The organism is Klebsiella sp. 10982 (genome assembly GCF_048589245.1).
Classification (GTDB): domain Bacteria; phylum Pseudomonadota; class Gammaproteobacteria; order Enterobacterales; family Enterobacteriaceae; genus Klebsiella; species Klebsiella quasivariicola.
This window is the reverse complement of sequence record NZ_JBMAXV010000017.1, coordinates 66,105-80,421: the sequence shown is the minus strand read 5'-3', so window position 1 is coordinate 80,421 and position 14,317 is coordinate 66,105. Positions and strand designations below refer to the sequence as shown.

The 14,317-nt window shown below is 55.2% G+C and carries 14 protein-coding genes; all 14 read right to left on the bottom strand.

What is annotated here, in order from left to right:
* Positions 1-15: 15 nt before the first annotated feature.
* Entirely contained in the window at positions 16-615 is a 600-nt protein-coding gene (rnhB, locus tag ACKLKD_RS14675) for a ribonuclease HII (protein WP_025712352.1), read from the bottom strand.
* Positions 612-1,763 carry a lipid-A-disaccharide synthase gene (lpxB, locus tag ACKLKD_RS14670; protein WP_025712351.1) on the bottom strand — a complete coding sequence of 384 codons (1,152 nt, stop codon included), beginning with the start codon at positions 1,761-1,763 and terminating at the stop codon, positions 612-614. Before lpxB ends, rnhB begins: the two co-directional genes overlap by 4 nt.
* Complete coding sequence (lpxA, locus tag ACKLKD_RS14665) at positions 1,763-2,551, bottom strand: acyl-ACP--UDP-N-acetylglucosamine O-acyltransferase (protein WP_025712350.1); 789 nt, start codon at positions 2,549-2,551, stop codon at positions 1,763-1,765. The genes lpxB and lpxA overlap by 1 nt, the downstream gene beginning before the upstream one ends.
* 3 nt (positions 2,552-2,554) lie before the next feature.
* Positions 2,555-3,010: a 3-hydroxyacyl-ACP dehydratase FabZ gene (gene fabZ / locus ACKLKD_RS14660; protein WP_004145858.1), complete on the bottom strand. Its 456-nt coding sequence runs from the start codon at positions 3,008-3,010 to the stop codon at positions 2,555-2,557.
* 105 nt (positions 3,011-3,115) lie between these two features.
* The gene (gene lpxD, locus ACKLKD_RS14655) at positions 3,116-4,141 is read right to left on the bottom strand and encodes a UDP-3-O-(3-hydroxymyristoyl)glucosamine N-acyltransferase (RefSeq protein ID WP_025712349.1); all 1,026 of its coding nucleotides are present in this window, start codon (positions 4,139-4,141) and stop codon (positions 3,116-3,118) included.
* A gap of 3 nt (positions 4,142-4,144) precedes the next feature.
* Positions 4,145-4,630: a molecular chaperone Skp gene (skp, locus tag ACKLKD_RS14650; protein WP_002889325.1), complete on the bottom strand. Its 486-nt coding sequence runs from the start codon at positions 4,628-4,630 to the stop codon at positions 4,145-4,147.
* 121 nt (positions 4,631-4,751) lie between these two features.
* A complete protein-coding gene (bamA, locus tag ACKLKD_RS14645) occupies positions 4,752-7,181 on the bottom strand; it encodes an outer membrane protein assembly factor BamA (RefSeq protein ID WP_025712348.1) in 2,430 nt (809 codons plus the stop codon).
* Between the two features lie 31 nt (positions 7,182-7,212).
* Positions 7,213-8,565: a sigma E protease regulator RseP gene (rseP, locus tag ACKLKD_RS14640; protein ID WP_025712347.1), complete on the bottom strand. Its 1,353-nt coding sequence runs from the start codon at positions 8,563-8,565 to the stop codon at positions 7,213-7,215.
* A gap of 11 nt (positions 8,566-8,576) precedes the next feature.
* Positions 8,577-9,434 carry a phosphatidate cytidylyltransferase gene (cdsA, locus tag ACKLKD_RS14635; RefSeq protein WP_025712345.1) on the bottom strand — a complete coding sequence of 286 codons (858 nt, stop codon included), beginning with the start codon at positions 9,432-9,434 and terminating at the stop codon, positions 8,577-8,579.
* 12 nt (positions 9,435-9,446) lie between these two features.
* Positions 9,447-10,205, bottom strand: a complete 759-nt coding sequence (ispU, locus tag ACKLKD_RS14630; RefSeq protein WP_002889316.1) for a (2E,6E)-farnesyl-diphosphate-specific ditrans,polycis-undecaprenyl-diphosphate synthase — start codon at positions 10,203-10,205, stop codon at positions 9,447-9,449.
* Between the two features lie 237 nt (positions 10,206-10,442).
* Entirely contained in the window at positions 10,443-11,645 is a 1,203-nt protein-coding gene (gene ispC, locus ACKLKD_RS14625) for a 1-deoxy-D-xylulose-5-phosphate reductoisomerase (RefSeq protein ID WP_025712344.1), read from the bottom strand.
* Between the two features lie 228 nt (positions 11,646-11,873).
* The gene (gene frr, locus ACKLKD_RS14620) at positions 11,874-12,431 is read right to left on the bottom strand and encodes a ribosome recycling factor (RefSeq protein WP_002889308.1); all 558 of its coding nucleotides are present in this window, start codon (positions 12,429-12,431) and stop codon (positions 11,874-11,876) included.
* A gap of 149 nt (positions 12,432-12,580) precedes the next feature.
* Positions 12,581-13,306, bottom strand: a complete 726-nt coding sequence (gene pyrH / locus ACKLKD_RS14615; RefSeq protein ID WP_004098747.1) for a UMP kinase — start codon at positions 13,304-13,306, stop codon at positions 12,581-12,583.
* Between the two features lie 149 nt (positions 13,307-13,455).
* Positions 13,456-14,307: a translation elongation factor Ts gene (gene tsf, locus ACKLKD_RS14610; RefSeq protein WP_025712342.1), complete on the bottom strand. Its 852-nt coding sequence runs from the start codon at positions 14,305-14,307 to the stop codon at positions 13,456-13,458.
* Between the last annotated feature and the right edge of the window lie 10 nt (positions 14,308-14,317).

The window sequence follows — 14,317 nt, the reverse complement described above, 5'->3', positions numbered from 1 at the left end:
TAAGATCCCGGTGACTTAGTTGGACGCCAGGCCCAGGGCACGCTTCACCGGGCCAAAACTGCGCCGGTGATGCTCTGTTGCGCCGTGTTCCTGCAGCTTCTGCAGGTGAACAGCGGTGGGATAGCCTTTATGCTGGGCAAATCCGTAGTGAGGAAATGCGAGGTCCAGCGTGGCCATTTCGGCGTCACGAGTGACTTTTGCCAGAATAGACGCTGCGCTGATTTCTGCCACCCGGCTGTCGCCTTTTACCACCGCCAGGGAAGGCATCGGTAGCGACGGACAGCGGTTGCCATCGATCAGGACAAACTCAGGAACAATGCTCAGGCCGGCGACGGCGCGCTGCATTGCCAGCATGGTCGCGTGCAGAATATTCAGCTCGTCAATTTCATGCGGCTCGGCGCGGCCCAGACTCCAGCACAGCGCTTTCTCTTTAATCTCATCGTATAGCGCCAGACGACGCTTCTCGCTGAGTTTTTTGGAATCATTCAGACCCATAATCGGCTTCGCCGGATCAAGGATCACCGCCGCGGTCACCACCGCGCCGACCAGGGGGCCACGCCCAACCTCATCGACGCCGGCAACCAGATGGGTATGCGGGTAGATGAACTCCATCATTGTTTTGCTAACTCCAGTACGGCGTCCGCCGCCTGCTCATCGGCGTTGCAGCGGATCTGCTGATGCAGCGCGCGAAACGTCTCATGCATCTGGTGGCTGGTTTTGCCATCGGCCAGCAGCGGCTCAAGAGCAGCAGCCAGCGCCTGCGGCTGGCACTCATCCTGCAGCAGCTCTTTGACCAGCTCGCGACCGGCCAGCAGGTTCGGCAACGAGACGTAGTCGGTTTTCACCAGCCGCTTCGCCAGCCAGAAGGTGAACGGCTTCATGCGATAGCCCACCACCATCGGACATTTTGCCAGCATGCACTCCAGCGCCGCCGTCCCGGAGGCCAGCAACGCGGCGTCGCTGGCGATCATCGCATCGCGCGCCTGACCGTCCAGCATATGCACGATCATATCCGGAGCCGTCTCAGCTTTGATTCGCTCAAACTGCTCCCGACGTTTGGCATTGACCAGCGGCACTACCACCTGCAAATCGGGATAAGTGACGCGTAATAACTGCGCGGTATTAAGGAAGTCCGCGCTGAGCATTTCGACTTCCGCGCCGCGGCTGCCGGGCAGCAACGCCAGACAACGCACATTGTGCGGGATCCCCAACCGGTCGCGCGCAGCGCCTTTGTCAGGATCCAGCGGCATCGCATCCGCCATGGTATGACCGATAAAGCGGCAAGGGACGTTAAATTTGTCGTAAAACGCTTTTTCGAAAGGCAGAAAAGCCAGCACCAGGTCGGTCGCTCTGCCGATTTTGAAAACGCGTTTTTGTCGCCAGGCCCAGACCGACGGGCTGACGTAGTGAATCGTTTTGATGCCCTGCTTTTTCAGATTCCCTTCGAGGGTAATATTGAAATCAGGGGCGTCGATGCCGACGAAAACATCGGGGCGCAGCTCGCCAAAGCGGCGGGTAAGATCGGCACGAATATGCAATAAGCGGCGTAAGCGGCCGAGCACCTCAACAATGCCCATCACCGCCAGCTCTTCCATTTCATACCAGGCTTCGCACCCTTCCGCCTGCATCAGCGGTCCCGCCACGCCGACAAAGCGCGCGTTCGGGATGCGGGCTTTAAGCGCGCGGATGAGGCCTGCACCAAGAATATCGCCGGAGGTTTCTCCGGCGACCAGGGCAATCGTCAGGGGACGCGGTTCAGCCATTAACGAATCAAGCCGCGAGTGGAACGAGCGAAGAAATCGACAAAGGGTTGAACTTCCGCATGCTGAGTCGCCAGTTCGGCGATCTCCGGCTTCGCTTCTTCCAGCGTCTTACCACTGCGGTACAGCAGTTTATACGCGTTACGAATCGCGGTGATCGCTTCCCGGCTAAAGCCGCGGCGTTTCAGGCCTTCGATGTTGACGCCGAACGGCGTCGCATGGTTGCCCTGGGCAATCACGAACGGCGGAACGTCCTGCGCCACGCCGGAGCAGCCGCCAACCATAACGTGTGAGCCAATGACGCAGAACTGGTGCACCGCCGTCATGCCGCCGATAATGACATAATCATCCAGCGAAACATGGCCGGCGAGCGTCGCGTTATTGGCCAGAATGCAGCGATCGCCAAGCGTACAATCGTGCGCCACGTGGGCGTTGATCATCAGCAGGTTATCGTTGCCCACCTTTGTTAATCCACCGCCCTGTACTGTGCCGCGATGAATGGTGACGCTTTCGCGAATGCGGTTGCGATCGCCAATTTCCACTCGTGTCGGTTCGCCAGCATATTTTAGATCCTGGTTAACTTCACCGATGGAAGCGAACTGATAGATCTCATTGTCACGACCGATTTTGGTGTGGCCGTTAACGACAACGTGAGACTTCAGTACGGTGCCTTCGCCGATTTCAACGTTGGCGCCAACAATACAAAACGGACCAATGTGGACGTTAGCGCCAATCACGGCGCCTTCTTCTACAATGGCGGTAGGATGAACAAAAGCGGTTTTATCAATCACGTATCAGGCCTCCCGGCTACGCGCACACATCATCGTCGCTTCGCAAACCACTTTACCGTCAACCAGCGCAACGCCTTTGAAACGGGTCAGGCCGCGGCGGGTTTTCTCGAAAGTGACTTCCATAATCATCTGATCGCCTGGTACTACCGGACGTTTGAAACGTGCTTCATCGATGCCCGCGAAGTAGTACAGCTCGCCTGGTTCCAGTTTTCCGACGCTTTTAAATGCCAGAATCCCGGTGGCCTGGGCCATTGCTTCCAGAATCAGCACGCCCGGCAAAATCGGCTTACCAGGGAAATGCCCCTGGAAAAACGGCTCGTTTACAGAAACATTTTTTACTGCGCGCAGAAAACGACCTTCTTCAAAATCCAGCACGCGGTCTACCAGCAGGAACGGGTAACGGTGAGGCAGAAGTTCCAGAATCTCTTCAATGTGCAGAGTATGAGTGTCAGTAGTCAAAATACTCTTCCTGTCTAAATGTACTAAAAGGCAATAATAACACGGCCTGCGGCAATCTTTTAGCGAATGCAACAGGCCGGAAATGTCATGTGACCAAATGATGAATTAGTCTTGTTGATTAACCTTGCGCTCAATCGCTTTCAGGCGCTTGCTCATCTCGTCAATATTCATCACCAGCGCAGCGGTTTTACGCCACGCCTTGTTCGGCTGCAGCGGAATACCGGAGGAGTATACGCCAGGTTCGCTGATAGGACGCATCACCATCCCCATCCCCGTGACGGTGACCTTATCGCAGATTTCCATATGGCCGTTAATCACGCTGGCACCGCCAATCATGCAGTAGCGGCCAATTTTCAGGCTGCCCGCCATGATGACACCGCCGGCAACCGCGGTATTGTCGCCAATCACCACGTTATGCGCAATCTGGCACTGGTTATCAATGATAACGCCGTTGCCAATCACGGTATCGTCCAGCGCACCACGGTCAATCGTGGTGCAGGCACCGATCTCTACGCGATCGCCAATAATCACGCGACCCAGCTGCGGGATCTTCACCCAGTTACCGCGATCGTTAGCGTAGCCGAAGCCATCCGCGCCGATCACTGTGCTGGACTGGATCAGGCAATTTTCGCCGATCTCAATCTCATGGTAAACGGTCACATTGGCCCACAAACGCGAGCCGGCGCCTATTTTCGTATTTTTCCCAACGAAGCAGCCTGCGCCGATCACCACGTTATCGCCCAGTACAACACCGGATTCAATAACCGCGTTGGCGCCGATGGCGACGTTGTTACCCAGCTTCGCCGACGGATCGATGACCGCGCTCGGCGCGATATCCTGTGCCGGCTGCGGCGTGGTATCAAGAATTTGAGCCATGCGCGCGTAGGTCAGGTAGGGGTTACGCACTACCAGCGCGGCGCTATGGGCAAAAGGTAAATCATCCGGCGTCATCACAACGGCAGAAGCCTGGCAAGCGGCCAGGTGCTCACGGTACTTAGGGTTGACCATGAAAGTGATTTGGCCCGTTTTCGCGCTCTGCATGGACGCAACGCCGGTGATGACGATATCGCCATCACCGTGTAATTCTGCATCCAACTGCTGCGCGAGATCAGCCAGTCGAATTGAAGGCATTACTTATTTAACCTGTTTCAGCACATCAGCGGTGATGTCTTTTACATCGCTGCTGTTGTATGCAACGGCATTCGCGTCAACCACCAGATCGATGCTCTGATCTTTCGCTACGCTCTGTACGGCAGTCTGGATACGGGTAACCAGTTTGCCGCGCTCTTCGTTGGAACGACGTGCGCGATCCTGCTCAAACGCCTGCGCTTTCTGGGAGAAGGTCTGGCGCTGTGCCATCACGTCTTTTTCCAGTTTGGTACGATCGGCGCCCGGCTTCATGGACTGCAGACGCTGCATTTTAGACTGCAGGTCGCCTTCCATACGCTGCAGTTCGCTAGCGCGGCCTTTGAACTCGTTTTCCAGCGTGTTGGAAACGCCAGTTTTCTGGGCAACCTGTTGGAACAGGCTGTTCATGTTCACCAGGGCAATTTTATCTGCCGCCTGAGCGGAAGTTACCATTGCCAAACCCAGACCTGCAGCTAATAACCACTTTTTCACAATAAACTCCTTACCATCCCATGAGTACCCAGGGGTACCGTTATTTGCGTGGCGAGGCGATAACCGCGTTATCGCCTACAGTCAGCGCTATACTGCACTTGCATTCCGTTGCCGCCAACAATTACCAGGTTTTACCAATGTTAAACTGGAACTGTTCGGCTTTGTCTCCATCGTACTTTTTGAACGGTTGGGCGTAGGAGAAGACCAACGGCCCCAACGGCGACATCCACTGCACGGCAATACCCGCAGACATACGGATGTTGCTCGGATCACTGTAATCCGGGTAACCGCCATAGGCGTTCGAATCCCAGTGAGTATCCCATACGGTACCCATATCCCAGAAGACGGAAGTACGGACCGAGTTCGCATATTTGTCACTAATAAACGGCGTCGGGGTAATCAGCTCCAGGCTGGCCACCGCCATCGCGTTACCGCCCACCGCATCATCGGATTTACACGGCGCGGATTCGGTGCTCTTACAGTCATTGGTATAACCGCTATCGCCATCATGACGGCTGCTCGACGGGAAGTACACCGCCTTCGGACCAATGGTGTTCGACTGGAAGCCACGCACGGTGCTGGAACCACCGGCATAGAAGTTCTCATAGAACGGCATCTCTTTGCCGCCGATACCATCGCCATAGCCAAAGCGGGTACGACCCAGCACTACCCACTGGTGATCGTTGTCGATCGGCACATAGGTGGCGGTATCCAGCGTCGCTTTGTAGTATTCGTTGTCTGAGCCCGGAATGGTCACCTTACCGTTCAGGTTGACGCGCGAACCTTCCGTTGGGAAGAAGCCGCGGTCAAGCTTGTTATAGGTCCAACCGTAGTTGAAGGTGAAGTCATTCGCACTGAACGAGTTCCGGTCGTTGGTGTTGTCCGGATACTGGCCCATCGAGTTCAGGTAACGCCACATCGCCACCTGCGGCTGCATATTGGACAGGGAGTTATGAACATAACCGACCCCGGCGCGCAGCGTGTTGTATTCGTTGATCGGGAAGCCCAGCGTAACGTCTGTACCATAGCTTTTGTTGGTATAGTCAGACAGATCCGCATCGTTCGCATCAAAGTCATTATAGAAGATACGGCCGCCGAGGCTTACACCGTCTACGGTGAAGTACGGGTTGGTGACCGACAGTTCGGTATAGGTCTGGTAGTCGTTTTTGGTGCCGTTGATCCCGACAGCGTAACCGGTACCTAACCAGTTATCCTGCTGGACGCCTGCCTGGAAGCTGACGCCGCTCTCGGTGCCGTAGCCGATACCAAAGTTGAAGCTACCGGTGTTACGTTCTTTCACCTTGTAGACAACGTCGACCTGGTCCGGGCTGCCCGGCACGCGCTGGGTATCAGTATCTACCGTTTCGAAGAAGCCTAAACGGTTGAGACGGTCTTTACCCTGATCAACGAGGTCGCTGCCCAGCCATGCGCCTTCCATCTGGCGCATTTCGCGGCGCAGAACCGCGTCTTTGGAGGTATCGTTGCCTTCGAAGCGAATTTTACGCACGTAATAGCGATTGCCCGCGTCAACGTTGACGTGCAGCTTAACGGTCTTATCGCTGTCGTTAATCTCCGGCTGCGACTGCACGCGCGGATAGGCGTAACCATAACGACCCAACAGTTTCTTGATGTCGTTTTCCATCTTGGTCACTTTCGCGCCGTTGTACAGTTCACCCGGCTCGACTTTGGTCAGCGCTTCGATTTCCGCGGAATGGCCGGCAAGGTTGCCCGTCACCTGCACCCCGGAAAACTTGTACTGATCGCCTTCGGTGATGTTAACGGTGATGTAGATCCCTTTCTTATCCGGCGTCAGGCTGACCTGGGTAGAATCGATGTTGAAACGGGCATAGCCGCGATCCAGGTAGTAGCTGCGCAGGGTTTCAAGGTCGCCCGCCAGCTTCTGCTTCTGGTATTTACGGTCGCCGACCACGTTCCACCATGGCACTTCATCGCGCAGCTGGAAGTGGGAGATCAACTCATCAGTCGAAAACGCATGGTTGCCGACAATGTTGATCTGCTGAATTTTTGCAGAGACGCCTTCCTGGAATACCAGCTTCAGGTCGACACGGTTACGCGGCAGCGGGGTAACCACTGCTTTGACGCTGGCGCTGTATTTACCGACGCTGTAGTAGAAGTCTTCGAGCCCCTTCTCGATGTCCGCGATGGTCGTGCGGTCAAGCGACTCGCCCACCCGAACGCCAGAGGCTTCAAGGTTCTGCTTAAGCATGTCATCTTTCACCGACTTGTTGCCGGAGAAAGTGATGCTGGCGATCGTCGGACGCTCTTTCACCTGCACCAGCAGGGTATCACCATCGCGCAGGACGCGGACGTCCTCGAAGTTGCCAGTGGCAAACAGCGCGCGAATAGTGTTACTGATATCATCGTCGGTCACCGTATCGCCAGGACGCACTGGCATACTGAGGAGGGCCGCACCAACAGCGACACGCTGCAAGCCTTCGAAATGAATGTCCTTCACCACGAACCCTTCAGCACCGTATACAGTCGCGCTGCTAAACAGCAGCGACGCTATGAGCAACTTTTTCATCGCCATCGTTATTATGCGTTCTTCCTAACAAACTCTCTTATAACCGAGAGAAATCATTGAAAAGTGCAAGCCCCATTAACAGCACCAGCAGTATTGAGCCAATGCGATAACTAAAGTCTTGAACTCGCTCGGATACCGGCCCGCCCTTCAGCTTTTCAATCGCTAAAAACAGCAGATGTCCCCCATCCAGTACGGGTAGTGGGAACAGGTTGATGATTCCGAGGTTCACGCTAATCAGCGCAAGGAACATCAGATAATAAATCAACCCAAACTCCGCTGACATTCCAGCCCCCTGAGCGATAGAGATCGGCCCACTGAGGTTGTTCAGTTTGACATCACCGGTTATCAATTTACCCAGCATCCTGACCGTCAGTGACATCAGCTGCCAGGTTTTATCCGTGGCTTCAGCGATGGCGGCAAACGGTCCGTACTGACGTACTGTCTTGTATTCTTCAGGCAGCGGGATGACCTTTGGCACCACCCCTGCGAACCCTTCAGCCTTACCTTTTACCGTTTTCGCATCCGGCGTCAGGGTCAACGGCAGCGCACTCCCCTGCCGTTCAATCTCCAGCGCCAGCGCTTTGCCCGGATTATCGCGCACCAGATTAACAAACGTCATCCACTGCGTTAACGGTTGACCATCGACTTTAACGATCCGGTCGCCCGCTTGCAAACCCGCTTTCTGGGCTGCCGAACCCGCCTGGACTTCCGCCAGCACCGTATCAATCTGCGCGCTACGCGGCTGGATCCCCAATGACGTCACGGGATCTTGCTTGTCGGGCTCAAAGGCCCAGTGCCGCAGATCGACGATTTTATCCTGGCGCTGATTAGTCCCGAAAGGGGCGACGGTAAGTATTGTTTGCGCGTTGCCAATTTTGGCTACCAGCTGCATACGCACCGCATCCCAATCAGGCGTTTCGATACCATCTATCGCTTTAAGTTCCGTTCCTTTTGCAATTTGTGCTTGCGCGGCAACCGAATTGGGCGTTATTTCACCCACCACCGGCCGCACGCCGGGAACGCCGATGATGAACACCAGCCAGTAAGCAAAGATAGCGAAAATGAAGTTGGCGATGGGACCAGCAGCAATGACTGCTGCACGCTGACCGACGGTTTTATTGTTGAACGCGTAATGGCGCAACTCCGGCGCCACCGCTTCAACACGCTCATCCAGCATCTTGACGTAGCCGCCCAGCGGGATCAGGGCAATGACAAACTCGGTCCCCTGTTTGTCTTTACGCCGCCACAGCGCTTTGCCAAAGCCGATAGAAAAACGTTCAACCCGGATACCGCAGCGGCGCGCCACCCAAAAATGGCCAAACTCATGCACCGTAATCAGTACGCCAAGCGCAATGATAAAAGCCGCCAGATTCCAGAGCACGCTCAGCATATTACCTTCCGTCAAATCGTCCTGAAGACTAACAGTAGCAGACAGGCAAAGACCGGTACCGCCGCCGTCAGGCTGTCGATACGATCGAGAATACCGCCGTGTCCGGGAATCAAGTGCCCGCTATCCTTAATGCCAGCCTCGCGCTTAAACATACTTTCCGTCAGGTCGCCCAATACCGAAGCCAGGGCCGCCACTACCGAACAAACCAGCAGTACCGTCGGTGTGACGTCAAGATGGGCCCACACCCCGTAGGCCCAGGAGATCACGGCCGCGGTCAGCAACCCGCCAAAAAAACCCTGCCAGGTTTTTCCCGGCGAAACCTTCGGCGCCAGCTTATGCTTGCCGAACATTTTACCGAACATATAGGCGCCAGAGTCCGCGCCCCAGACCAGGATCATGACGTACAGCAGCCACAGCGCACCGCTGTAATGGTTATCGGTATAATGCCAGGCGCGCAGCGCCAGCATGCCCCAGAAAAACGGAACGATGGTCAGGATGCCGAAGATCAGGCGCAGGACTTTAGAATGGCGCCAGAGGGCCGCCGACGCCGGGTAGGAAAGCACCAGCAATAGCGCGACGATCCACCAGGCGAAAGAGGCCCATAGCGAACCTTCGACCATCGGCTGATGAACGTCATAATGGTATTCAGGCAGCAGAAAAAGCATCGCCGCCAGCAGAAGGCCGCAGAGCACCGCCAGCCAAACCCGCTGCGAAGTCGAGGTGAAACCGCTCAGTTGTCCCCACTCCCAGGCGGCAAGCATGCACACGACCAGGGTGACGATAGCAAACCCCATCGGCGGCAATAAAAACAATGCCGCAATGACGACGGGGATTAAGACGAAAGCAGATATCAGGCGATACTTCAGCAAAAGTGACCCCCATCAGGCATGACTGCCACCCGGCTCAGTGCCGCCGAAACGACGCTCTCGATTAACAAAGGCATGGAGTGCACCTTCAAAGTCCTGTTCAGCAAAATCGGGCCAAAGAACATCCGTAAAGTAAAGTTCGGCATAGGCAATTTGCCAAATCAGAAAATTACTTATTCGGTGCTCTCCCCCGGTCCTAATAACTAAATCAACGGGAGCCAGTTCATGCATGCAGACCTGCTGGCTCAGCATATCCTCTGTGATCTGCTCAGGCAGTAGCGTCCCGTCCTGTACCTGTTTCGCCAGCAAACGAACGCCCTGGGTAATATCCCAGCGACCGCCGTAATTTGCCGCAATGTTCAGCGTTAAGCCGGTATTGTTTGCGGTCAGCGCTTCCGCTTTGCGGATACGCTCCTGCAGGCGCGCATTGAAGCGCGTGGTGTCGCCAATAATCCGCAAACGCACATTGTGTCGATGCAGACTTTTGACTTCGCTATCCAGCGCCCAGACGAACAGTTCCATCAGCGCACTGACTTCCTGAGCCGGACGGTTCCAGTTTTCACTGCTGAACGCGTATAACGTTAACGCTTCAATCCCATTATTCGCCGCGAAGGAGACCGCACGACGCACGGATTTCGCACCGGCCTTATGCCCGAAAGCGCGAATTTTACCTTGCCGTTTCGCCCAACGGCCGTTGCCATCCATAATAATGGCGACATGACGGCAGCCATGGGTGGGCGATATTTCGCTGACAGTTTGATTAGCAGACAACATCACGCGTTTTAAGTCCATAATAAGGATTAACTAGCCACCAAACAGAGGCCACCGGGCCGCGCTGGATACGCATTTTTATCCGATGCCGGGGCTGCAGCCAATCGCAGAGAACAACCAAAAGCTTTACGCAAAAAAGCCGTGTTTTGCCACGGCCACCGTAATCTTTAACAACAAAATGCAACGATCGGGTGGCGCAGACTATATCACTGAAGCCTTGCGCCCACAAATATCACCGCGTTACGCCTGTGCGCTCCGCCGCTTCAGCTGCTGGTGAGCAACCGCGCGGGCATCAGCGTCGATAATCAGAACGTCATCAATGCTTTGCGGCTCTTGCTGGTTTACCTTATCCAGTACCGCCTGGTTAACCGCCGCAATATCGGTAAAACGGATATCCCCCTGCAGAAACGCCGCAACCGACTCTTCATTGGCCGCATTTAGCGACGTGGTCGCCGCCTGGCCGACCTCAAACGCCTCCATCGCCAGCTTCAGGCAGGGGTAGCGCGTATAGTCTGGCGCGGAGAAGCTCAGATTGCTCAACTGGCAGAAGTCCAGCGGCTTAACGCCGGAATTCAGGCGCAGCGGCCAGCCCATGGTATGCGCGATAGGCGTGCGCATATCCGGCTCCCCAAGCTGCGCCAGCACGCTGCCGTCCTGATAGCGAACCATCGAGTGGATCACCGACTGCGGGTGGATCAGCACTTCCATCTGCTGCGCAGAGGCATTGAACAGCCAGCGCGCTTCAATGTACTCCAGGCCTTTATTCATCATCGTGGCTGAATCGACGGAGATCTTACGTCCCATCGACCAGTTTGGATGGCGGCAGGCCTGATCCGGGGTCATCGCCGCCAGTTCAGCCACGGCGGTCTCGCGGAAAGGCCCGCCGGAGCCGGTTAGCAGAATTGACGAGACGCCATGCTGTGCGAGATCAGCGTATCCCAGTTGCTGTTGAATTGTCTCCGGCATACTCTGAAAAATCGCGTTATGTTCGCTATCAACCGGCAACAGGCGAGCGCCATATTGCTGAACTGCATCCATAAACAGGCGGCCGCAGGTCACCAGCGATTCTTTATTCGCTAACAGCACTGTTTTCCCGGCACGGATCGCCGCCAGCGTCGGTACCAGCCCCGCCGCGCCGACGATGGCGGCCATGACCTGATCGACGTCATCCAGCGCCGCGACATCAGCCGCCGCCTGCTGGCCGCTCAGCACCTCGGTTCGACTGTTATGCGCCTGCAGACGGATGCGCAACCGCTCCGCGCTTTGCGCATCATCCATCACGGCATAACGGGGGGTAAATTCCAGGCATTGTTCAACCATGCGGTCAACGTTTTTCCCCGCGACCAGCGCGGCGATGGAAAAGCGACCAGGGTTATGGCGCACCACGTCCAGCGTGCTACAGCCAATGGAACCGGTCGAACCGAGAACGGTTAATTGCTTCATGAAACGTCCAGAAGAGTGGAAACAGAATAAAAAGCAAAACGCCGTCAGCGAGCCCCTACGCTACCACTCTCGGGGATTAAGACGACGGCATTAGGCCTTCAACTAGCGCTAAAGGCTACAAGGCCAGCCCTCTCAACGCAATCCCGAGAATTGAGCGTACAGTCTCCTGTACGGCGTTTCAGATTTTACTCAGACCAGCCAGTACCCGGCCCGAGCAACGGCAGAGCATCAGAACTGCATCAGTTCCGCTTCTTTATCTGCCAGCGCCGCGTCAACTTTCTTGATGGCGGCGTCAGTCATTTTCTGCACGTCGTCCTGAGAACGGCGATCGTCATCTTCGCTGATCTCTTTTTCTTTCAGCAGCGCTTTGACTTTGTCGTTAGCGTCGCGGCGAACGTTACGCACGGCAACACGCGCCTGCTCAGCTTCACCACGCACGATCTTGGTCAGATCTTTACGGCGCTCTTCGGTCAGCGGCGGCAGCGGAACACGAATGTCGCTGCCGGCAGAACTTGGGTTCAGACCGAGGTCAGATGCCATGATCGCTTTTTCAACGGCCGCGGACATAGAACGGTCGAAGACGTTGATTTTCAGAGTACGGGAGTCTTCTACGGTGACGCTGGCCAGCTGGCGCAGCGGAGTCGGCGTACCGTAGTACTCAACAACAATCCCGTCCAGCAGGCTCGGAGAAGCACGACCCGTGCGAATTTTGCTGATTTGGTTTTTGAATGCTTCGACGCATTTTTCCATGCGGATTTCAGCATCTTTTCTGATATCGCTAATCACGTTACGAATCCTTGAAAGCTTGTCTCAGTCAGACCAGACGGTTGCCCGTCGGAAAATGAGCTAAGTATAGTCAGATTTAATGAAAATCACCGGGCAATATCCCCGCGAAAGTAAAGCGGAATATTACCCGGATTTGGCGCTGACGGGAATTATTCCGTGATCAATGTGCCTTCTTTTTCGCCCATCACCACGCGACGCAGCGCGCCAGGTTTGTTCATGTTGAAGACGCGAATCGGCAATTTGTGGTCACGCGCCAGAGTAAAGGCGGCCAGATCCATCACTTTCAGCTCTTTATCCAGGACTTCGCTGTAGGTCAGCTGATCGTACATGGTGGCAGAAGGATCTTTTGCCGGGTCAGCGGTAAATACGCCGTCAACCTTGGTCGCTTTCAGCACTACATCGGCTTCAATTTCAATACCGCGCAGGCAAGCTGCGGAGTCGGTGGTAAAGAACGGGTTGCCGGTACCCGCGGAGAGGATCACCACGCGGTTGTTACGCAGCAGGCTGATCGCCTCTGCCCAGCTGTAGTTGTCGCACACGCCGTTCAGCGGGATGGCGGACATCAGACGAGCGTTCACATAGGCGCGGTGGAGCGCATCACGCATCGCGAGGCCATTCATGACCGTTGCCAGCATGCCCATGTGGTCGCCCACAACGCGGTTCATACCCGCTTTCGCCAGACCAGCACCACGGAACAGGTTACCGCCACCAATTACTACGCCAACCTGAATACCCAGCTCAACCAGCTCTTTGATCTCCTGAGCCATGCGGTCAAGTATGCTTGCATCAATACCGAAGCCTTCTGAGCCCTGCAGCGCTTCGCCACTTAATTTCAGCAGAATACGTTTGTAGACGGGTTTTGCATTGGTAGCCATGTTTCTTTCCTGAGACTGTCAACGAATGAGATGTGAGAATTCCGGCGACATTGTATGTCGCATTTCAGCGCGGTCACTATAAGCAGTTGGCTGAATTTACAAAATGGGCGCAAAAAGAAGCCGCCCTCAGGCGGCTCCTTTTTTAAAAATTAAGACTGCTTGGACATCGCAGCAACTTCTGCTGCAAAGTCAGTCTCAACTTTCTCGATGCCTTCGCCCACTTCAAAGCGGATGAAGCCAGTCACGTCAGCGTTGTGCTCTTTCAGCAGTTGACCAACAGATTTGCTCGGCTCCATAACGAAAGGCTGACCAGTCAGAGAAACTTCGCCGGTGAATTTCTTCATGCGGCCTTCAACCATTTTCTCTGCGATTTCTTTCGGCTTACCGGACTGCATCGCGATGTCCAGCTGAACCTGGTACTCTTTTTCTACCACGTCAGCAGACACGTCTTCCGGTTTAACGAATTCCGGCTTGCTTGCTGCAACGTGCATTGCCAGCTGCTTAACCAGCTCTTCGTCAGCGCCTTTAGCGGCAACCAGAACGCCGATGCGCGCACCGTGCTGGTAGCTGCCCAGAACGTCGCCTTCCAGAACTGCGATACGACGGATGTTGATGTTCTCACCGATTTTAGCAACCAGGGCAACACGTTCTTCTTCGAACTGTGCTTTCAGAACTTCAACGTCGGAGATTTTACCCGCAACAGCTGCGTCCAGTACTTTGTCAGCAAATGCCTGGAAACCACCATCTTTAGCAACGAAGTCAGTCTGGCAGTTAACTTCCAGAATGTAACCGTAGTTGCCTTCGATTTTGGTTTTGATCACGCCGTCAGCAGCCACGTTGCCTGCTTTCTTCGCCGCTTTGATCGCGCCGGATTTACGCATGTTTTCGATTGCCAGCTCGATGTCGCCATTCGCTTCAGTCAGCGCTTTTTTGCAATCCATCATGCCTGCGCCAGTACGTTCGCGCAGCTCTTTTACCAGGGAAGCGGTAATTTCAGCCATTCTAAAATCC

What these genes read in the sequence shown, in the direction of transcription:
- rseP (WP_025712347.1), bottom strand. Translation starts at nt 8,565, where the DNA reads ATGCTGAGCGTGCTCTGGAATCTGGCGGCTTTTATCATTGCGCTTGGC.
- lpxD (WP_025712349.1), bottom strand. Translation starts at nt 4,141, where the DNA reads ATGCCTTCAATTCGACTGGCTGATCTCGCGCAGCAGTTGGATGCAGAA.
- tsf (WP_025712342.1), bottom strand. Translation starts at nt 14,307, where the DNA reads ATGGCTGAAATTACCGCTTCCCTGGTAAAAGAGCTGCGCGAACGTACT.
- ispC (WP_025712344.1), bottom strand. Translation starts at nt 11,645, where the DNA reads ATGAAGCAATTAACCGTTCTCGGTTCGACCGGTTCCATTGGCTGTAGC.
- lpxB (WP_025712351.1), bottom strand. Translation starts at nt 1,763, where the DNA reads ATGGCTGAACCGCGTCCCCTGACGATTGCCCTGGTCGCCGGAGAAACC.
- bamA (WP_025712348.1), bottom strand. Translation starts at nt 7,181, where the DNA reads ATGGCGATGAAAAAGTTGCTCATAGCGTCGCTGCTGTTTAGCAGCGCG.
- rnhB (WP_025712352.1), bottom strand. Translation starts at nt 615, where the DNA reads ATGATGGAGTTCATCTACCCGCATACCCATCTGGTTGCCGGCGTCGAT.
- ispU (WP_002889316.1), bottom strand. Translation starts at nt 10,205, where the DNA reads ATGTTGTCTGCTAATCAAACTGTCAGCGAAATATCGCCCACCCATGGC.
- pyrH (WP_004098747.1), bottom strand. Translation starts at nt 13,306, where the DNA reads ATGGCTACCAATGCAAAACCCGTCTACAAACGTATTCTGCTGAAATTA.